The 19,876-nt window shown below is 39.4% G+C and carries 16 protein-coding genes; 10 read left to right on the forward strand and 6 right to left on the reverse strand.

All coding sequences use genetic code 11. From position 1 onward, the window contains the following. Positions 1 to 51 precede the first annotated feature (51 nt). The 8 genes from BP549_RS08360 to BP549_RS08395 all read left to right on the forward strand — a co-directional run bounded on the left by BP549_RS08360 (position 52) and on the right by BP549_RS08395 (position 10,941). Entirely contained in the window at positions 52 to 2,577 is a 2,526-nt protein-coding gene (locus BP549_RS08360; protein ID WP_292379759.1) for an oligosaccharyl transferase, archaeosortase A system-associated, read from the forward strand. Between the two features lie 515 nt (positions 2,578 to 3,092). Then, positions 3,093 to 5,615 (forward strand): oligosaccharyl transferase, archaeosortase A system-associated, encoded by a 2,523-nt coding sequence (locus BP549_RS08365; protein ID WP_292371673.1) that lies wholly within the window; start codon positions 3,093 to 3,095, stop codon positions 5,613 to 5,615. A gap of 181 nt (positions 5,616 to 5,796) precedes the next feature. Beyond that, the gene (hacB, locus tag BP549_RS08370) at positions 5,797 to 6,294 is read left to right on the forward strand and encodes a homoaconitase small subunit (RefSeq protein ID WP_292379761.1); all 498 of its coding nucleotides are present in this window, start codon (positions 5,797 to 5,799) and stop codon (positions 6,292 to 6,294) included. 24 nt (positions 6,295 to 6,318) lie between these two features. Then, complete coding sequence (locus BP549_RS08375) at positions 6,319 to 7,203, forward strand: DUF7714 family protein (protein WP_292379764.1); 885 nt, start codon at positions 6,319 to 6,321, stop codon at positions 7,201 to 7,203. Between the two features lie 574 nt (positions 7,204 to 7,777). Then, positions 7,778 to 8,179: a hypothetical protein gene (locus BP549_RS08380; protein ID WP_292379765.1), complete on the forward strand. Its 402-nt coding sequence runs from the start codon at positions 7,778 to 7,780 to the stop codon at positions 8,177 to 8,179. Between the two features lie 347 nt (positions 8,180 to 8,526). Beyond that, complete coding sequence (locus BP549_RS08385; protein ID WP_292379767.1) at positions 8,527 to 9,087, forward strand: manganese efflux pump MntP family protein; 561 nt, start codon at positions 8,527 to 8,529, stop codon at positions 9,085 to 9,087. Positions 9,088 to 9,152: 65 nt separating this feature from the next. Beyond that, positions 9,153 to 10,145, forward strand: coding sequence for an isocitrate/isopropylmalate dehydrogenase family protein (locus BP549_RS08390; protein WP_292379769.1), 993 nt, complete (start codon positions 9,153 to 9,155; stop codon positions 10,143 to 10,145). A gap of 163 nt (positions 10,146 to 10,308) precedes the next feature. Further along, positions 10,309 to 10,941: a cyclase family protein gene (locus tag BP549_RS08395; protein ID WP_292379771.1), complete on the forward strand. Its 633-nt coding sequence runs from the start codon at positions 10,309 to 10,311 to the stop codon at positions 10,939 to 10,941. Positions 10,942 to 11,113: 172 nt separating this feature from the next. Here BP549_RS08395 and BP549_RS08400 read toward each other — a convergent pair whose 3' ends face one another. From BP549_RS08400 to BP549_RS08425, 6 genes are all read right to left on the reverse strand, one after another. Further along, positions 11,114 to 11,242 (reverse strand): hypothetical protein, encoded by a 129-nt coding sequence (locus BP549_RS08400; protein WP_292379774.1) that lies wholly within the window; start codon positions 11,240 to 11,242, stop codon positions 11,114 to 11,116. Positions 11,243 to 11,634: 392 nt separating this feature from the next. After that, the gene (locus tag BP549_RS08405) at positions 11,635 to 11,772 is read right to left on the reverse strand and encodes a hypothetical protein (protein WP_292379776.1); all 138 of its coding nucleotides are present in this window, start codon (positions 11,770 to 11,772) and stop codon (positions 11,635 to 11,637) included. A 596-nt stretch (positions 11,773 to 12,368) separates the two neighbouring features. Beyond that, positions 12,369 to 12,875 carry a ferritin-like domain-containing protein gene (locus BP549_RS08410; protein WP_292371693.1) on the reverse strand — a complete coding sequence of 169 codons (507 nt, stop codon included), beginning with the start codon at positions 12,873 to 12,875 and terminating at the stop codon, positions 12,369 to 12,371. A 44-nt stretch (positions 12,876 to 12,919) separates the two neighbouring features. Beyond that, complete coding sequence (gene afpA, locus BP549_RS08415) at positions 12,920 to 13,558, reverse strand: archaeoflavoprotein AfpA (protein ID WP_292371695.1); 639 nt, start codon at positions 13,556 to 13,558, stop codon at positions 12,920 to 12,922. A gap of 92 nt (positions 13,559 to 13,650) precedes the next feature. Then, on the reverse strand, positions 13,651 to 14,334 hold the full coding sequence (locus BP549_RS08420; protein WP_292379778.1) for a flavodoxin family protein: 684 nt from the start codon (positions 14,332 to 14,334) through the stop codon (positions 13,651 to 13,653). Positions 14,335 to 14,927: 593 nt separating this feature from the next. After that, positions 14,928 to 15,824 carry a right-handed parallel beta-helix repeat-containing protein gene (locus BP549_RS08425; protein WP_292379781.1) on the reverse strand — a complete coding sequence of 299 codons (897 nt, stop codon included), beginning with the start codon at positions 15,822 to 15,824 and terminating at the stop codon, positions 14,928 to 14,930. A gap of 1,573 nt (positions 15,825 to 17,397) precedes the next feature. Between BP549_RS08425 and BP549_RS08430 the strand changes: the two genes are divergently transcribed. Then, positions 17,398 to 18,306, forward strand: a complete 909-nt coding sequence (locus BP549_RS08430) for a TolB family protein (RefSeq protein WP_292379782.1) — start codon at positions 17,398 to 17,400, stop codon at positions 18,304 to 18,306. A gap of 576 nt (positions 18,307 to 18,882) precedes the next feature. Continuing rightward, on the forward strand, positions 18,883 to 19,869 hold the full coding sequence (mer, locus tag BP549_RS08435) for a 5,10-methylenetetrahydromethanopterin reductase (RefSeq protein ID WP_292371703.1): 987 nt from the start codon (positions 18,883 to 18,885) through the stop codon (positions 19,867 to 19,869). The last annotated feature ends 7 nt before the right edge of the window (positions 19,870 to 19,876 follow it).

Raw genomic sequence — 19,876 nt, forward strand, 5'->3', positions numbered from 1 at the left:
TTTTAGTAATTTCATTTAAATTTATAAAGTTCGTTTTATAAAGGGGTTACTATGAGTCCTCAGGATCGTCCTGTATCGTCATTTAAAAAGAAAATGAAATCCAGCTGGCCTTATACTCTGACGGTTGCGATAATTGGTTTTGTGTCTTTATGGGTTAGAATTCTTCCTTCAGATAAAGTACTTTTACCTGGCGGGATTGTGAAGTTCACGACCAATGATGCGTGGTACCATATGCGTACCTTATTTGTCCTGCTTGAAAACTACCCCAACAGGATGTTTTTCAATCCCATGACCAACTATCCTAACGGGAGTTACATACACTTCGGCCCATTGTTTGATCAAATGATGGCAATTACCTCCCTGATTCTGGGAATGGGAAATCCAAGCCCTCAACTGGTTAATACTATAGGAGCATATTTCCCTGCAATTTTAGGAGCTCTTACAGTCATTCCAGTTTACTACATGGGAAAATACCTTGGAGGGCATAAAACAGGAATTCTGGCTGCGATCCTGATAGCATTTGCTCCAGGGCAGTTTCTATCCCGTTCAATGATTGGCTTTACAGACCATCATGTTGCCGAGTCACTATTCAGTACTTTTTTCATGATGTTTTTCATGCTGGCCTTAATTTCAGCAAAGGAAAATAAGCTGCGTTTTGCAGATGTGTTCAATAAAAACTTTAAAGTCATAAAAGAGCCATTTATATATTCTGTTCTGGCTGGTGTCATGTATTCAGCCTACCAGCTTTCCTGGCCAGGAGGCTCGCTTTTCTTATTTATCATTCTTGTTTATGCAATATTTCAGTACATATTTGACAATTTTCAGAATGAGTCCAGCGACTACCTTGGGTTTACAGGCATAGTCACATTTTTAGTGAGTACAATACTTATCCTTCCATTTGTCCACCCGGATATGGGCTTTTCACTTTATTATTATTCATGGTTCCATGTTATCACATCCCTTGGAGCAATGGCAGGCTTTGCGGCTTTGAGTCTTATTCAAAGAGAATTCAAAAGAAAGAAAATGAAGACTTATTATTACCCACTGATAATTCTTGGAGCTGGTATTCTCGGGCTTATATTTATCAAAGTTTTATCTCCATCCCTTTATTCCCTGATTATAAACGCACCAAACACTGTTTTTGGAAGACTGCAAGGAGGACCTTCCACAATCGATGAAGCTACTTCTATATTCTACGACGTTGGTGTCTTTACCCTATCTAAAGTTTTTTCAAACTTCACTGCTACGGGATTTCTAGCGTCTCTGCTCGGGATACTTATTCTGGCTGCAAACCTGTTCAGAAAACCAAAGCCTCAGGAAGTGCTGCTTTTTATCTGGAGTCTTTTAATTCTCCTTGCAATTTACGGCCAGAACCGTTTTGCATATTACTATTCAATAAACGTTTCAGTCCTGAGTGCTTATCTGGGAGGCCTGTTACTTGAAAAAGTAAAATGGAGTGAACTTGACCAGAAGTTCAAAAGCAATCTAAAATCGCCCACGGATATCCCGAAAGCATTGAAATTCGTCAAAATAGAGCAGGTTTTTGCAGTCCTACTTATAGTGGTATTTCTGATTTATCCAGTATATGGATCTGCAATGCCGTATACAAAAATGGTATACGGCCAACCCATCCAACCCTGGGAAGAAGCTTGTGTTTGGCTTAGCTCAAACACCCCGGATCCCGGAATGGATTATAATGCTGTTTATGAAGCCCCGAAAAATGGAGAAATATTCCAGTATCCTGATACTGCTTATGGGGTTATGTCCTGGTGGGATCACGGGCATTACATAGAGACAATAGGACATAGGATGCCAAATGCGAATCCGTTCCAGGCAGGAGTGGGAGGTCGCAGCGTAAGCATTGATGAAGAAAACCGGCCAGGTGCTGCAACCTTTCTCACAGCCCCATCCGAAGAAGAAGCAAGTGGTGTACTTGAAGCCATAGACCCTAGACCTGACAAGGCAGGCGCACGTTACATAATATCTGATGCCCTGATGGCCACATCAATGTTCAGGTCAATAGCTACTTGGACTCTTGACAAGGAAGGGTATTATCAATCTCACTGGACAGTAGATGGATACTGGAATGCGCCTTCAACCCGATACTTCAATTCCATGGAGGCAAGGCTGCACATTTTTGACGGAAGCGGTTTGAAACAGTACCGCATGATTCACGAGACAGGAGCCTACCAGACCGGGGAAATCTTGTATAAAAGAGCCTATAATTTCTTCTACGGGGGTAAGCTCCCTGAGGTATATACCGGTTATGTCAAGATCTTTGAATACGTTAAAGGTGCAAAAATAACAGGAACAGCTTCCTCCAATGAAACTGTTAAAATAAGCACTACTATCCTCACAGGTCAAGGACGAACCTTTGAATACACACAGTCAACAACTGCGGATTCTCAGGGCAGGTACGAATTTACAGTGCCTTATTCGACTGAGGGCCCAATTAAAGGCGAGACACAATTCGATACTGCACCCTCAGGACCATATGTGCTGAGTTATGGCGATACGACAAAAGAAGTGAGAGTAAATGAAGAAGCAGTGTTAAAAGGAGAAGAAATAAAGGTCTGAAAAGTTTTGGAATTCTGATTAAGTTAAATTCACACCTTTATTCTTTCCATTTATGTTTTTATTTTTTAAATATCCTTGGAAGATTTATTTTTTGAGATTTTTGAAAGAGCCTGCCACGTTTTAAAAATATTTGTTTTTAATATATTCGCCAGTTACATATACTTATTTATATATACCATTAATAAAGTTATTTTATATTTCTAAGGGTTTCTTAAAAAGGAAGCAAAAATATTTCACATCCGTTAAAAAGCCTACTAGTTATTACTGTTTCCAAAGTAGATAGATTGAGAAAGCCTGTCTCCTGGAAGGAGAAGCAAAATTTCGATGGGAATTCCTTGAAGACTGTCCTGTCGGTCATTATGAAAGCTGTATGAAGTTTCTGAACAGGAATGAGATAAGATTATAAATAATCATACTGAATTGCCTACATCAGACAATAATAGTATCTACATGATTTTCTTCTTCCATAAATTATATATTTAATCGCAAAAATTTACCTCTTAAAGGGGATTATTATGAGTTCTCAGGATCATCCTGTATCATCATTCAAAAAGAAAATGAAATCCAGCTTGCCTTATACTCTGGCGGTTGCGATAATCGGTTTTGTATCTCTATGGGTTAGAACACTTCCTTCAAACACAGTATTCTTACCCAATGGGTTTGTAAAGTTCGCTACAAACGACGCCTGGTACCACATGCGTACTTTAAACGTCCTGCTTGAAAATTACCCCCACAGGATGTTTTTCAATCCCATGACCAATTATCCTAACGGGAGTTACATACACTTTGGCCCATTGTTCGATCAAATGATGGCAATTACCTCCCTGATTCTGGGAATGGGAAATCCAAGCCCTCAACTGGTTAATACTATAGGAGCATATTTCCCTGCAATTTTAGGAGCTCTTACAGTCATTCCAGTTTACTACATAGGAAAATACCTTGGAGGGCATAAAACAGGAATTCTGGCTGCGATCCTGATAGCATTTGCTCCAGGGCAGTTTTTAGCCAGATCAGTGATTGGCTGGACAGACCATCATGTTGCTGAATCGTTATTCAGTACTTTCTTCATGATGTTTTTCATGCTGGCTTTAATTTCGGCAAAGAAGAAAAAGCTGAGTTTTGAAGATGTGCTTAATAAGAAATTCACTGTCTTCAAAGAACCTCTTGTATACTCGGTTTTGGCTGGAGTAATGTATTCAGCTTACCAGCTGTCATGGCCAGGAGGATCACTTTTCTTATTAATAGCTCTTGTGTACGCAGTATTCCAGTATATATTAGACACCTTCCAGAACGAGTCCAGCGATTATCTGGGGTTTACAGGCATAGTCACCTGTTTAGTAAGTACTATACTTATCCTTCCCTTTGTCCACCCGGATATGGGATTTTCTCTGTATTATTATTCCTGGTTCCATGTAGTCACCGCTATTGGAGCAATGGCAGGCTTTGTGGCTTTAAGTTTAATTGAAAGAGAATTCAAAAGAAAACAAATAAAAACCTATTATTACCCTCTAATAATCTTTGGAGCTGGAATTCTAGGACTTATAATTGCTAAAATTGTATCTCCATCCCTTTATTCCTTGATTATACATGCACCAAGCACGGTTTTTGGGACTCAACGGGGAGGGCCTTCCACAATTGGCGAAGTTACTTCCATATTCTACCAGGGTGGCGTCTTTACCCTGACAAGAGCTTTTGGAAATTTCACAATGACAGGGTTTCTTGCTTCTCTGCTAGGGATGATTATCCTTGCTGTAAATATATTCAGAAGACAAAAACCCCAGGAATTACTAGTTCTTGTATGGAGTTTCTTTATTCTCCTTGCAATTTACGGCCAGAACAGATTTGCATACTACTATTCAGTAAACGTTTCAATCCTGAGTGCATATCTCGGAGGACTTTTACTTGAAAAAGCAAAATGGAATGAACTTGACCAGAAGTTCAAAAGTAATGTAAAATCGCCTGCAGATATCCCGAAGGCTTTTAAATTCATCAAAGTAGAGCAGGTTCTTGCAGTCCTGGTTATAGTCGTATTTCTCATTTATCCAGCGTATGGATCTGCAATGCTATATACAACTGGCTCAAATGATCCTAATGAATGGTGGATGGAAGGCACAGAGTGGCTTCACTCAAACACCCCTGATCCCGGAATGAACTACAATGCCATTTATGAAGCCCCGAAAAACGGAGAGATGTTCCAGTATCCTGATACGGCATATGGGGTTATGTCCTGGTGGGACTATGGACACTACATAGAGACAATAGGGCACAGGATGCCAAATGCGAACCCGTTCCAGGCAGGAGTAGGAGGTCGCAGCGTAAGCATTGATGAAGAAAACCGGCCAGGTGCTGCAACCTTCTTCACAGCCTCATCCGAAAAAGAAGCAACTGCCGTACTCAAAGCTATAGATCCAAGGCCTGACAAGATGGGTGCACGTTACATAATGTCTGATGCTAGAATGGCTACAGAGATATTCGGGGCAATGCCTGCCTGGACTCTTGATACTGAAGGGTACTATCAGGCTTACAGGGTAGGTAACCAATATCAGACCATACCTTCAACCCGATATTTTGATTCCATGGAAGCAAAACTCCATATTTTTGATGCAAACGGCTTGAAGCAGTACAGGATGGTTCACGAAACAGGAGCCAGCCAAACTGACGAAGTCGGATATAAACAGGTCTACAATTACTTCTATGGAGGCAAGCTCCCTGAAGTGGATACGGGTTATGTCAAGATCTTCGAGTACGTCAAAGGTGCAAGAATAACAGGAACGGCTTCCCCAAATGAGACTGTTAAAATAAGCACGACAATTCTTACGAATCAGGGAAGAACCTTTGAGTACTCGCAGTCAACGACTGCAGATTCTCAGGGAAGGTACGAATTTACATTGCCTTATTCGACTGAGGGACCAATTAAAGGCGAGACACAGTTCGATACTGCACCCTCAGGCCCCTATGTGCTGAGTTATGGCGATACGACAAAAGAAGTGAGAGTAAATGAAGAAGCAGTGTTAAAAGGAGAAGAAATAAAGGTATAAAACAGTACGGAGTGTGCTATTACCACTCTCCTGCACCTCTATTTCTAATTCTTTTTTGCCTTTATTTTATCGATTCTACATTTTCAACGTTGTTTTTAAGCCGGATCTGGAGAAATTTTTACTTCATTTTCCCGCTATCTAGAAATACTATTAAAAAAACCTATTTCGCAGGTGAAGTGCAATGGAAAAACCTATCATAGGTAGAGTCTGGAAATTCGGAGACGATGTCGATACAGATGTAATCATTCCCGGAAAATACCTGCGGACAAAGGATATGCAGGTTTTTGCAGCTCATGCAATGGAAGGCATTGACCCCGAGTTTGCAAAAAAGGTAAAACCAGGAGATATTATTGTAGCAGGTAGCAATTTTGGCTGTGGCTCCTCAAGAGAACAGGCTCCCCTCGCTTTAAAACATGCAGGTGTAGCCTGCGTTGTCGCAAAATCTTTTGCAAGGATCTTTTTTAGAAATGCGATCAATGTGGGGTTGCCTCTTATAGAAGCTGATATCGAGTGCCAAGAAGGCGACGAGGTCAGGGTTGACCTGCTAAAAGGCGAGGTTACAGTTTCAGGGAAAGGCACGCTCCGAGGAAATAAACTGCCGGATTTCCTGCTCCAGATACTTGCTGACGGTGGGCTTGTAGCTCACAGGAAAAAAATTCAGAGCGAGCAAAGTAAATAATTTGATCCAAAGAAACCGATACCTATGATATTTCCTAATGAATATAAGAATGTGGGCGTAACAAAATCCTTCTGCCCGAACACTGAGGAGCCGATCTATTTCCTGACTGACTACCTGATTACAGAAAGGGAAAATCCTCAGACAGGCAGCTGCGAATATGCAGTATATCACGTGAAGAAAAGCGGAGAGGAACTGCTCAGGAAAGTTGAATCTCTAGAAATGATAGCCTCAGGAGAAGAGGTTGTAAAATATGACAGGGAACTGAATATAAAAGATCGCACACTCCTGATCGAGACTTCAGAAAAACTCTGTACCGGCAAAGTGAACACAGTAATTTTTACGGGTATGGACAAGCACGTTACTTTTGTTCATGATCCTGATCTTTCAAGCATTCTTGATCTAGAAATACTTGACGTTGCTCCTCCTTATCCTTCCTGGCTTTCCCTCGTTGTTAGAAGGCTTGAAGCTAGTGGAGTTTTCGGGGATCTACAAATCAAGTTTACTGAAAAGATAATTGACCTCAGGCGTTTCGAAGGAAAAAATACTGTTTTCCCATGCAGTGCGTCGGGACTGGAAGGCAAATGCCTGGATTCAGATGTACTCACAGAAAATGGACACTTATTGGTAGGATGCGAGATTTCAAAGACTCTTTTTGAAATGCGTTTTCCTGAACTTGAGTATTCCTTTGTAAATATCTGTCCTTTCAAGTCCGAAATAGTTGTGCCCTCGAAATCGTTTATTACTCGCTGCTGCAGGTCTGAGAATTCTGGACTTGTAAAAATTTCGGGTTTTGAAGGAGCTGTAGTCCACTGGGGAGCATCGGAGTACCAGGTTGCTGAAGCTATCCGAAAACTCGTAAGCAAGCTTAGGCAGAGTTCAGAGGAACTAAACAGCCAAACGAAGGTATAAGAGTATTAATAAAAATCCAATTACAAAACTATTAAATTTACTTAAGGGAAATTTGCACAGGTAAACTGATAATTTAAAATTGTCCTGTGCAAAATGTCCTGCTTATATAGTACCTTTTGAGCAGTGATGCTGCCTGTTTCTATCTTCCTATTTCCATCAACTGTTGATGATAAACATCTAGGATAGAGTCACTCATAGAGGTCAGGTAATAATGGTAAGCTTTTAAGTTTTTTGCCGCAAAACGTTCGCTTCAATGCGAACAGAGAATATTCACTGAATATTTGTCAGGAACCATCTTCTGTGAGAGAATCTGAGTAACTTTGAGTATTAGATCTCTATGACTAAATTGTAAAAAATTTTTCTATATATACATACTTTTTTGTATTAAAAGTTGATTTTTTCTAAAATTAGAAAATCTTATTATCTCGTAAAGACATAGTCTTAAATGATTGACCTGCAAGCGACACTCGTGAATTAAGGGGATTGAGGGGAACGTCAAAGATTTAAGTGACTTCATGAAATCGGAGGCAGGTAGCGGAGTACAAAATAAAATTAAGTCTGGGGGGTTAATGTTATGCTTTTGCTCATGCTTGCATGGCTTGTTGGATTCTTTGCGGGGGTTATCTTGCTGAAGTTCGTGTTTATAATGGTTGCAGTGCGGGCTTCGCTTGCTTATAATACAGTTATCGGACGTAATATTCAGGAGAAATATCAACAGGTGAACCTGGTACCTGATTGGGTTAAAACTTTCGCAGATGACAATATATACCAGCGCTATTCGCTTGATCCACTGCGTGTTGTAGAATATCCGGCATTTTACAGAAAAGGCTTTAAGTTTTTTAATGGAAGTCAGTATAAATACGCTATTTCTTATGATGGCACCGGTAAGTACACTGTATATAGGAAAGAGATAGCAGGGATATCGGGTAATAAAACAAAAATAATGGTTGAAGAAAAATCTGAAATTAAGGTATGAGCAGAATCAAGATATAAGCAGAGTGAAATTATCCACGCCACGATTAAATTTAAACACTGTCCGTTCTAGTCTTTTTATGCAGACTTTATGCAGACTTTTTGAACTTAGTCTGCCTGCAGTTTGGCGAGGTCTGGCTGCTCCTGATCTCCCCCATATTATTTTTTGTCAGTAACCATAACGAAGACATAGTTTTAAATCTGATTGCAGATTTATTGGATCATCAAAAGAGGAATAACCATGGTATATAGACATTTTGAGGGTTTCTATTTTCATATGTCCTCATGTGCTAAAGATTTCTAATTATCCCGAAAAATTTCATTATAAAACGAAATTGGAGTAATCACTTAATGTCCTTCCTGACTAATTTCCTTTTAGGAATCGGGCTTTCAATGGATGCATTTGCAGTTTCCATGTCCAGCAGTACCACAATAAGGCCTTTCAGGCTCAAGGATGCCCTAAAACTAGCTTCCTTTTTTGGAGGATTTCAAGCTTTAATGCCTGTGCTGGGCTGGCTTGGGGGGAGCGCAGTAAGCGGCTTTGTATCAAACTATGCTCCCTGGATTGCTTTTGGGCTTCTGGCCTTTATCGGAGGCAAAATGGTTTATGAGGCTCTTTACGGAGACCCTGATGGAAAGGTAAATTCCCTCAATTATTCGGTGCTTCTGGTGCTCGCAATCGCTACAAGTATAGACGCCCTTGCCGTGGGAATTAGCTTTGCCTTTCTCAACACGCCTATAATTGAACCTGCGATTATAATAGGCTGTGTGACCTTTTTCATGTCGTTCTGCGGAGCAATCCTGGGGTACAGAATAGGCCACTTCTTTGAGCACGAAGTCGAGATTATCGGAGGGCTGATCCTTATAGGGATAGGCGGGAAAATTCTCGCCGAACACCTGCTCTGGATCTGAGAGGCCCCTAAAAAACCTCAAAAGTTACGCCAGATTCATATACCTAAACTATAGATGCAGTTAATATGAAACTGGCTGTAATCGAAGGTGATGGGATAGGCAGGGAGGTAATCCCTGCAGCTGTCAAAGTTCTTGATGCTTTTGGGCTTGAGTTTGAGAAAGTGCCCCTGGAGCTTGGCTATACACGGTGGGAAAGGACAGGGACTTCAATATCAAATGATGATTTGGAAATCATAAAAGAGTGTGATGCAGTTCTTTTTGGGGCAATCACCACAGTGCCTGACCCTAATTACAAAAGCGTGCTCCTGACTATCCGAAAGGAACTTGATCTGTATGCCAATATCAGGCCTGTTAAACCCCTTCCCGGCATAACCGGAATCACCGGGAAAAATAATTTCGATTTTATTATTGTCAGGGAAAACACCGAAGGGTTGTATTCTGGGATTGAGGAAATAGGACCCGACCTCTCCTGGACGAAGAGAGTCGTCACCCGGAAAGGCTCCGAGAGGATTGCAGAATATGCCTGTAAGCTCGCAAAGAAAAGGAAAAATAAGCTGACCATTGTCCATAAATCCAATGTCCTGAAATCAGACAAGCTTTTCCTCGATGTTTGCAGTCAAACCGCTAGCACTAACGGTGTAGAATATGGGGATATGTTAGTTGATTCGATGGCTTATAACCTTATGATGCACCCTGAAAGGTATGATATCGTAGTTACGACGAACCTCTTTGGAGACATTTTGAGTGATATGTGTGCAGCGCTTGTAGGAAGTCTCGGTCTTGTCCCGAGTGCAAATATAGGAAATAAATATGCCTTCTTCGAGCCTGTACATGGTAGCGCGCCCGATATTGCCGGAAAGGGCATTGCAAATCCGCTTGCTGCAATCCTCTGTGTAAAGATGCTGCTGGAATGGATGGGAGAAACTCGAGCTCAAATTATCGATGAGGCAATAGCCCACGTAATTCAAAAGAGAATTATCACTCCTGACTTGGGAGGAACGGCCAGCACAATGGAAGTCGGAAACGCGGTTGCAGAATATGTGAGAAATAGTATATAAAAGAACTAATGCAGTTCAATCTAGTAAAGAAGCTCAACCGAAAAAATTTGATCGGCTTCCTGCCAGAGGAGAGTTTTTAACGTTTTAATCCCCTTTCTATAATAAGCGCAGTTACATTTTTATCAAAAATGACTGCACTTAAACTCTAATTTATCGCTAATGAATGGGGGGTTTCATTCTGCGCCAATTTTTTGATGTCTCATTACCTATTACAGAAGAAATGGTTGTATCTCCGGGAAAGCCGGAGCCTTCTATTCAGAGGTATGCCTCTGTCCCGAAGGATAAGGTAAACGAGTCTATTCTGACTTTGGGAAGTCATACAGGCACTCATGTAGAATCCAGATTGCACCTTCGGGATGGAAAAGAAGGAGTTGCTGACCTGCCTCTTGATCACTTTTATGGAAAGTGCAGGGTTTTTGATCTCACGCTGGTAGAAAGTGAAATTCACAGGCAGGACCTTGAAGAGTTTGAAATAGGGCCTGAAGGGATAGTACTTCTCAAGACTAGGAACTCGGCACTTGGTTACGTGAAGTTCCTTGAGAATTACGTGCACCTTAAAATGGATGCAGCTGAATACCTCGTCAATGCCGGAATTAAAACCCTGGGATTTGACTACTTGAGCGTTAAAAAACCTGAAGGGGACGATGAGGTCCGTGAACTACTTATAAATAATACAACTTTGTTTCTAGGACTCAATCTTACCGGTATCCACGAAGGAGAATATACATTCATAGGTCTGCCTCTTCGTATAGATACGGATGGAGCACCGGCAAGAGTGATACTTGTTAGAGAATAATATACTTCAGAATAAAGGCCAAGAAAGGCAGTAAATAATAATTAGAGCGGATATCAAAAAGAGTTAGAAGGGCAACTTTCCGGTTTCAAGAAGTCCTTCCGGTTTATTTTTGCCTTTCAGTTCCTATTTTTAATTTTTAGCTTTTAAGTTGTTTTTCGTACTTACCTAAAAATTATTCCTTTCTTCCAAACTTTCTTTTCCCTACCTGATTTCTCTGGAATGTTTGCTTATATTCTCTAAAAAGTTCAAAATGCTCATAGTAATGGGCTCTTTCGATAATATCTTCAAAAAACTTGTCCATGTTGATTCCCCCAAATCCATATGATATTTATCTCTCATAGTTATAAATATTTGTCACTGAAGAAGCAAATATTTCAAAAAATAGTTTTAAATATCAACCTTGAAGTTTACCTAATGGAGTTGGAATAGAACTTACAGGCTGAAATGGAACCGGTTGAAAAGTGAGTTTCTCTCCGCCTTTAATTTCTGTGGATCTCTGTAATTATTTTTCAACATAACTAATTTTTTTGATTTTTCATAAAACCTTTGTTCTTGAGATTTACATCTCAGTTACCTGTTCTTGAAACTTACTTCTCAACGCTCCAGTTCTTTATAGATTTTGCAACTTTTTAATTCGCAGCTTTTTCTAATGTTAATCGATCTACTTTCAGATGTCAGTCAACAAATCCTATTTTATAGACTCATTGCTGGAGTCTTTAATTTAAGTGCAGGCACATCTCCAAAGTACTCTGAGTAATTTATGTTTCTGTAACTTTCAAACTGCTCATAATACTGGGCACGCTCAATCAATCCTTTGAATATTTCCTCCATTGTATTCACCTCTATTCCCAAAAACTACTTCAGTACTTATTAATCTCAGCCTAGCAGGGTGAAAGTATTTTTTGCAGGAAATCCAGTAAAAATTCCAGTCTATATGACTATCAAGGCTGAAAACCTTTACCGAGATTTTCAAAAAAATAGAGAATATTAAAAAGAAGAAAATATTAAAAGGAGAGCTTGGATAAAATAGTTATTAATGCTTTTTGTGGCGGCTGCAAGCTACTCTCCTAGCTTTCTGTATATCATCAGTTCTTTTCATATGGTCTGTGTTTTTTACCTGCAGTCCGTATTCCAGGAAGTAGCCGTTTGTTGGAAAGAGCGTATTATTAAAAGTGGATGAACCTGCTACATAAAGCATCTCTTTTATGATATGACTTCCTAAGGCTTTCCCGAAGATTCAGCAGTTCTATCTCCATGCAGACAGCCCAGACAGGCTTCAGCAATCTCTTTTACATTTATTTCTGTGCTCCCTACATGGTATCATTGTCACAAGCACTTTTTCCTCTACCCCTCAAAGGTCACGATCTATAAGCCTCAAAGCTCTTCGGCAGATTATGCTTCCATATTACCCGTAATTCTTCTAGATTTTAGGTCTGCATCCGGAACCTGGTAATATCCTCCAGGAAGCCATCAATTAACTCATAATGGCCCCTTTCATAGCCAGCCAGCATTTCGAAGAAATTTCTCAGGCTATCGTCTTCAACCCTTTTTGCGACCTCAGAATAGAAATCCTCGCTTTTTCTCTCGTGTCTCAGGGCTGCAACAAGGATGCCAGCATCCCCAAGTGTGATCTCTCCACCTTTTATGCGACCTATATCAAACTCAGGGGTGAAGGACTGACCACTTGGAATTTCCGTACTTATTACGGGTAAATGTTTCTTATTCCGGTATTCTTCAAGGTAGCTAAGATGCTTTACTTCTTCATTTGCCAAGTACTCATAGAGTTCCTTAAATTTCGGCCGGTCCATTAAAGCGGCTTTACTCAGGTAGAAGTCCCTCGCTTCTTTCTCTCTCTCGATTGCTAAAGCTACGGCTTCTTCAATTCCTTTAAGATTTTCTACTTCCTCTATTACATTTTGATATGCACTTTTCACAACTTTACCCCCTCTGATTTCTTATATCTTCAAATACACCATCTTTAGAGTTTCCCGATTTCTTCTTTAATTTTCTTTTTCTTTCGTTCTTTCACCTTAAGGATTATATCTTCAGAAGGTCGCTCAAGCCCGAATATATCATAAATCTCGTAGGGACTTGCAAGCACAGTGATATTTTCCATCTGTGCAAGTTTTTCTGAGTTTGTAACATCTACTTCGCGCATACTAAGTTCAAAAGCTCTACCGCTAGGTGCAGAGGTTTTTACGCTCCCTCTTTTCTGGTCTACAGGCAGGATAAAAATAGGTGTTTCTCCTTTTGCAGTCTGAGAGACTGCGTTTGTAACAAGGGTATCTGCAATCCCGTATACGATTTTTGCTACGGTATTGGCAGTTGCCGGGGCTATCAATAGGAAATCGTAGTATCCCATCTGTAGCGGGCCTGCAATAAATGGAGAGTTAGGGCCTGCATCCACCTTGAAATTAGGAAAATCTTTCTGGATTTTATCCCAGAGGTGATACCACTTCATTACAGTCTCGCCCTCTTTGGAGAGAAAAACCATTGCTTCAACATTTGTTCGGCTCTTAATGTCTACCAGAATGCTATAGGTCTCAATCATCTGGTCTCCAGAACCTGTTATTCCCCATGCTATTCGCTTTATATTCTTATTTAATGGTTCTACCAAAATTATTCCCCCTTAAAAGTTCTGTCAAATCATGGATTTATTTCTCTTCTGATTAAACTGAGTCCTGAAAATTCGTCCTTCCAAAGTTTATGTTATTTGCCTTCCTCTTTTGGCGTTTCAGAGGGTTGTAGTTCGGATTTTATTTCTGGAGTAGCTTTTTTTATAATTTGAGTTGTTTGGACAAGCTTCTTTAGTGTCCTTCTAAGACTTCTCATGCCTTCGGAATCTTCTGAAACTCCTTCTGTCCCTTTGTCTTTCGACCAGAATGTCCCTCCCAGGTTGGCTCCGAAAGAGCCTCCTCCCACAGGTATCATTTCGTTGATTACATAAAAGTTGAGGATAGCCTGAATTGCCAGTTCCTGTCCTCCAATCCTGTCTCCTCCATCCGCAATGCCCATTCCGACTTTATTCAAAAAAACCTTTGGGTCTTTGGCAACTACGGCTCTGCATCTGTCCATTATTGTTTTGGTTTGAGCACTCAATGTTCCCTGATAAACCGGAGTTCCAATAATCCAGGCATCTGCCCAGATCATTTTGTCATAGAGCTCGGCTGAAATATCATCTTTGTGAATGCAGCCTTCCTTTGTCCTTATACAGAAGTCACAGTGGATGCAAAAGTTCAGCTTTTTCCCTTTGGACGAAAAGTAATCGGTTTCTGCGCCATATTTCTCCTCTGCAATCTTCAACGCTTCCCGGACCAGAAAATCAGTTGCCATATTCCTGGGACTTCCGGATATTCCGAGAATCCGTATCGGTTTGGCTTCGGTTTCTTGCATGTCCCCCTCCGAATTATAAGTAAAAATTAATTATATGCAAATATGTCTTTATACTGGTACGTTTTTCGGGCAAATAATTTTATCCCTGAATAAATTTATACTTAATCTTTTAATTTTTACTATTTATACTTTAAGCTTATGTGAACACTAGGGAAAAGAAGTAGATAATCTAAGTCTCAAGAATAGATCTATTCTTTGTGTAAATTGCCATGTCAATCAAGGTATGTTGAAGGCTCTTTCACCGAGAAGTTAATCTATATATTCATAAAGCTGACGTATTATAAATTCCGAAAACTGGCCGACTTGGTATTTCCTGAAATATTGGCTATAAAACGCGATACACATCAGAAAATGAAAATAAGTATTATGCAGTTTCATAAAATACGTTGTTTAGACACAATGCATGGTTCGAAAAAGGAGCATTACAAGAAATACTGTTAATGGTAATGTAAAAAGCCAGAAATCTTTATAATTATGTAAACCTAGAAATTCACGTAAAATAGCTAATTTTTAACTTCTGATCCAAAGACATAGAAAATAAATTGGTTAAATCCCAGTTAACGAACTGAGAGTTTTCCAATAAATAAAACTTCTTATCCACAATTTTCAATTCTGTTATTGTGGATATTTACGTTGGTTTCTTTTGTGTTTAAGCGTACTACTGCAGGGGCAGGTAGGTCATGGAAATAGTTGCCGGAAGCTTCTATATTTTTAAGAGATCCCTGCAATTCTAAACCTGCGTATCCGCCACCAGATGTTGTACATTCATTGTTCTTCATTACTCCGTCGGTAACGGAGTCGAACCGAACAGACGAATTAGTTCGGTTAATAAATTTACAATTTTTAACTGTAATACCATTTACATGATAGGCATATATACCATCATGCCCGCATTTGTTTACAGTTACGGAATCTATCAATACGTTGCTGGATTTTGAGATAAGCATGGCATCATTACATCCATTCTGGAATGTAACATTCTCAATTGTTAATCCGTTGCAGTTTATTATAGTTGCCATGTTATAGCAGGAAGTTCCGAGCCTGACGCTAGAATAATAATCGGACTGGCTACCATCAACAGTTATATCTCTGATTGTAACATCGTTTGCAGAACTGCCTCGAACCATGAGCATAGCTTTCTTTTCTGCAATACTGCTTTCACGCCCACCCCAGACTGGTAGTCCTTTGGCGAGCTTAATCTTTGTACCTGAATCTCCTTCAAGGATGGTGTTGCTACCAATCCGAAGAGAATCGGTTATATCATATGTGAATGGGCCTTTAAGGTGAACAGTTGTGCCAGGGTTCCGTGCAGCAGATTCAAGCGCCTGGTTGATCTGGACGTCATCAGCTTTTCCATCACAATTGAAGTCTCCACTTCCGTCTCCGGCAACAGTTACCACCTGTGTACTCGAAGCGCCTAAGGCAGCCGGTACAGTTGTTAAAATAAGGCATGTTACCAGGAATAGGGTTCCTAGTTGTCTTTTTAGCATCGTATCACCTTTGGGTTGGATTTTTATAGGGATATAAGTGAAATCAAAACGTATACAGTAGTACTCTTTCCCAAATAATTCTCAAAATTCCATATTACGTGCTCGTAATACTTACTTTTCCGAACTAATCTAATCAGGTAGGGATTTTAGAATTCTTCAATAGAATTCCCTGATCAGGTCGGCTCTGTACGGGTATTTAAGATTCCATTACGTCTGCGTAATATTTTTCGAACCTATCCAATTCGGTTCTCTGCGATTTAGTGGGGCGGACACGTTGCACACAGAGTCTCCACTCTCCAATCACTATAGGGATTAGTCACTGGAGGGAGCCGGAAACTAGAAGTTTTGGCTTCTATAAATCAAAACTTGCTATTGACCACAGGATAGCAGCCTTCTGGTCAATACTTTCCATTAATTACGGCCCTTAGCCAGATCAACTCTCTTTTTTTAAAAGATTTCATTCATCATTGTTGAATTCTTGAGTTGACACTTCTGGTTAAGTGGTCCTATTATAAAATATTTTGGGTACTTTATTAAATAAATTTACGTAGTGTGTTATTATTTAAGAGCTTAAAGTGATAAAGGAGTTAAATTTTGCTCGTGATTTTGTATATATTGTTATAATTACGATTAAATAATCAGTATCTAATTTAAAAGAGAGTGATAATTTAAATATATACGTATCTATTTTAAAAATGCACTGGAATAAAAATAGAAATATGGTCATAATATTAATGCTTTAATAAAAACGAGTTTGGAAGACATAGCGCATAGGATCTCAAAAACCTTGGAGACCATATTGGGATTTTTGCCTTGCTACTTAACTGAACTTCGAACATTAAAATATATACAAATAAGATAAAATAAAAATATTACAAATTAATTCTTTATATCAAGTTGTGTAACTTATGAATAAATTATGGAGAATTATCCAGAGTTAATTAGTCAAAATAATTTGGCAAAATTTGAATGAATACAGGTAGGAAGCAAAGCAAAAAATAGTTAATTATTGAGATGCCTTGGTTTTAAGGATATTATAATACAAAACATTTAATAAATATTTTATGACCAATTCATTAGAGAACCTCTAAAGATTTAGAAAGATATTGTTAAATCATAAGGAGATTTCTCAGCATGTGTGGGAGAGCTGAGTCTGGACAATTAATTCTCAGTTATTAACTTTCCTCTCTTTTAGCCATTTTTCTCTCTTGTTACTAACTTTATCTAATAATATTGACATAATTTTATTTTTAGATCTTCCTTACCAGAAACCCAGAAACAGCAAGACTTTAAATTATTTATCGCAAGCGATATGAAGGAAATTCTCATGAAAATAGATACAAAAAGTTTAGTTTGCCAAATTCTCAATGAACATTGATATGCAATTAAAATTAGAATACATTTTACTTCTATAACTATATATTGGGGAGCACTTTTAATTATATAAAAAATAACGCTATAAATCAATAAGTAAACTAGATTGTTACATATAAATCAAAGTCATATGAATTTGTGTTGTTATAATAAAATCAGAAAAGACTCAGGCTTTGTTAATTGCATATGGTGGGGTAAAATGAAAAGCAGATTATTTTCGATATCATTAGTTCTCATGTTTTTGATTCTGATATCAACAGTGGCTTCAGCCGAAAAATATACAAAAATTGGAAATGGGTCTGAGCCTGCTATCGATGATGGTAAAGTAGCTTGGACAAATAATGGTGTTATTCACGTTTATGACCTTACAACCAAAAAAGAAACTACAGTTAACTCTTCCTCAGCATCTCATCCAGCGATTTCAGACAACAAGTTAGTTTGGCATGACGATAGCAGTGAAGCCCCCAGGCTTACTGTGTATGATATAAAAACCGGAACTAGGTCTCACATTACAAAAGACGTAGACAACAGCAGCGTTCCTGCTATTTACGGAAGTAGGATAGTCTGGAGTGCAGATTCTTACATTTACGTACGCGACATATCTACATCCACGCAGACGAAAATAGCAGCTGGAAACAATCCAGACATTTATGCTAACAGGGTCTCTTATGATTCTTATTCTGCTGAAGATACCCCGCAGATTTACGTATATGATATTAACACTAAGGAAGCAATCGATGTTAGCCAGTATGGCGACAACATGTTTTCACATATTTATCGCGACAAAGTAATATGGTCGGATTTCTACACTAGGCTGGGTAATATCCGTATGTACGACATTACTACCGGGAAACAGACCGAAATTACATCAGGCGATGATAAGACTGGTTATGATACTGGTGGTCCGGCTGACATAAGTGGCAACAAAGTTGTGTATTTGAAACACAACGACCTTGCAAATATGGATTTAGGTGATCTATACGTATATGATATAGATACCGGAGAGAGCAAACAGTTGACCTCTGGAAATACCGCACAAACCCCGGTTATAGCCGGAAACGTTATAGTATGGTCCGATTCTGGCAGTATATATATGTTAAACTACTGACAGGAGTCAGCACTGAAGCGAGGAGAAAATAATCAAATAATCAAATAATCAAATAAAGTATCGACTTGACTGCTTGTATTTTGAATTATGCGCAAAGGAAGAAACAGCTTCTCTTTAACGCTTTCTTTCAATTTTCTTATAATAAAACTAGACCGTTCAACAAGTCATCACGGCATGCTTTTTTCCAATATAAACCTTTTGCCAGATTCAAAAGAATCATTTTCTTAAAAAACTCCTTCTCTTTCAAATGGTTAAAAACGGTATAACTTGAAATTAAGGTTGTCAATGCCAGTTTTTGGAGAAAATATTTAGGAGTTGATCTTTGTTAAGTGGTTCAGGCTTGAAAATAATGAAAAATACAAGGAAAAATGGACAGGAAAATGTTATCAAGAGAATTATATACAATTAGTTTAATACAGTTAAATATATATAGACTCTTAAATACTGTTATGTGAATTCAGTAAAGGATCATAATTAATATCCATTATAATGGATATTAATTATTATTTAAATGAAGTACTTTGGGGACAAAAACGGACCCATTTACCAATAGACAGTAATTAGGAGTAATTTGAGATGAAATTCGGAATCGAATTTGTGCCGAGCGATCCTGCCTTAAAGATCGCATATTACGCAAAGCTCTCAGAACAACAGGGATTCGACTATGTCTGGATCACTGACCACTACAACAACCGTGATGTGTATTCCACTCTTACCGTTCTCGCCCTAAACACTAACAGTATCAAGATCGGTTCCGGTGTTACAAACTCCTACACCAGAAACCCCGCAATTACTGCATCCAGTATTGCCTCAATTGCCGAAATCTCAGGCGGCAGGGCAGTTCTCGGTCTTGGACCCGGAGACAAAGCAACCTTCGATGCTATGGGCATCGCATGGGAAAAGCCTCTTGCAACCACCAAAGAAGCAATCCATGCAATTAGAGATTTCATCTCAGGTAAGAAGGTTTCCATGGACGGAGAAATGATTAAGTTCGCTGGTGCCAAGCTTGCCTTCAAAGCTGGAAATGTCCCAATTTACATGGGTGCACAAGGTCCCAAGATGCTCGAACTTGCCGGTGAGATCGCAGATGGTGTCCTTATTAATGCTTCCCATCCAAAGGACTTCGAAGTTGCTGTCGAACAGATTAAGAAAGGAGCCGAAAAAGCCGGCCGTGATCCGAGCGAAGTTGATGTTGCAGCATACGCTTGTTTCTCAATTGATAAGGACCCCGTAAAGGCAGTCAATGCAGCAAAAGTAGTGGTTGCTTTCATTGTAGCAGGCTCCCCTGACCTTGTTCTCGAGCGCCATGGAATTCCGGTGGAAGCAAAGAGCCAGATAGGTGCAGCCATTGCCAAGGGAGACTTCGGGGCTTTAATGGGCGGACTTGTTACACCTCAGATGATCGAAGCATTTTCTATCTGCGGAACTCCCGAAGACTGTATAAAGAGGATCAAAGACCTCGAGGCAATCGGAGTTACCCAAATTGTTGCCGGATCTCCGATCGGTCCTGACAAAGAAAAAGCAATAAAACTTATAGGTAAAGAAATCATTGCAAAGATGTAATTTTATT

The organism is Methanosarcina sp. UBA289 (assembly GCA_002496565.1).
In the GTDB taxonomy this organism is placed as follows: Archaea; Halobacteriota; Methanosarcinia; order Methanosarcinales; family Methanosarcinaceae; genus Methanosarcina.

Bases quoted from the DNA above. Each gene is read 5' to 3' on its own strand.
- BP549_RS08360 (WP_292379759.1), top strand. From the start codon at position 52: ATGAGTCCTCAGGATCGTCCTGTATCGTCATTTAAAAAGAAAATGAAA.
- BP549_RS08365 (WP_292371673.1), top strand. From the start codon at position 3,093: ATGAGTTCTCAGGATCATCCTGTATCATCATTCAAAAAGAAAATGAAA.
- hacB (WP_292379761.1), top strand. From the start codon at position 5,797: ATGGAAAAACCTATCATAGGTAGAGTCTGGAAATTCGGAGACGATGTC.
- BP549_RS08375 (WP_292379764.1), top strand. From the start codon at position 6,319: ATGATATTTCCTAATGAATATAAGAATGTGGGCGTAACAAAATCCTTC.
- BP549_RS08380 (WP_292379765.1), top strand. From the start codon at position 7,778: ATGCTTTTGCTCATGCTTGCATGGCTTGTTGGATTCTTTGCGGGGGTT.
- BP549_RS08385 (WP_292379767.1), top strand. From the start codon at position 8,527: ATGTCCTTCCTGACTAATTTCCTTTTAGGAATCGGGCTTTCAATGGAT.
- BP549_RS08390 (WP_292379769.1), top strand. From the start codon at position 9,153: ATGAAACTGGCTGTAATCGAAGGTGATGGGATAGGCAGGGAGGTAATC.
- BP549_RS08395 (WP_292379771.1), top strand. From the start codon at position 10,309: ATGGGGGGTTTCATTCTGCGCCAATTTTTTGATGTCTCATTACCTATT.
- BP549_RS08400 (WP_292379774.1), bottom strand. From the start codon at position 11,242: ATGGACAAGTTTTTTGAAGATATTATCGAAAGAGCCCATTACTATGAG.
- BP549_RS08405 (WP_292379776.1), bottom strand. From the start codon at position 11,772: ATGGAGGAAATATTCAAAGGATTGATTGAGCGTGCCCAGTATTATGAG.
- BP549_RS08420 (WP_292379778.1), bottom strand. From the start codon at position 14,334: ATGCAAGAAACCGAAGCCAAACCGATACGGATTCTCGGAATATCCGGA.
- BP549_RS08425 (WP_292379781.1), bottom strand. From the start codon at position 15,824: ATGCTAAAAAGACAACTAGGAACCCTATTCCTGGTAACATGCCTTATT.
- BP549_RS08430 (WP_292379782.1), top strand. From the start codon at position 17,398: ATGAAAAGCAGATTATTTTCGATATCATTAGTTCTCATGTTTTTGATT.
- mer (WP_292371703.1), top strand. From the start codon at position 18,883: ATGAAATTCGGAATCGAATTTGTGCCGAGCGATCCTGCCTTAAAGATC.